Here is a 324-nt window from a genome sequence, read left to right as displayed (position 1 = left end):
AATTCAGGTATGGAAAGGCCCCAGGATTACCTGACGCCGACGACGCCGAGTGGCACCGCCGCTTTCCACGGTGCGGGAGTGCAGGGCATCGTTGCCGGGGCTGGTTCGGTGCGGCCAGCCGCCCATGGCGCCGGGGTACCGGATTTGGTGGCCGGGGTGCGGTCCTTGCGTCCGGCCACCACGGGTGCGGGCCTGATTAACCAGATCCGTGGGTTGGAGGACCTGAAATCCGCTGCGGCCGCGGCGCAGGCCCGCCTTAGTATCGCCTTTGACCACCTCGAACGGCAGCGCCAGGCCGGGGCCGGGGTGCCCGCCGCAGAGCAG

Annotated in this window: 1 pseudogene; it reads left to right on the top strand. The window is 69.8% G+C overall.

The window, feature by feature from the left end:
- Positions 1 to 9: 9 nt before the first annotated feature.
- Positions 10 to 324: pseudogene (locus ACU18_RS18815) on the top strand (HNH endonuclease); the annotation flags it as partial.

The sequence above is a fragment of the Arthrobacter sp. ZBG10 genome (assembly GCF_001238605.1).
GTDB lineage: Bacteria > Actinomycetota > Actinomycetes > Actinomycetales > Micrococcaceae > Arthrobacter.
Note: the sequence above shows the minus strand (reverse complement) of the source record. Positions and strands in the feature narration are given on the sequence as shown.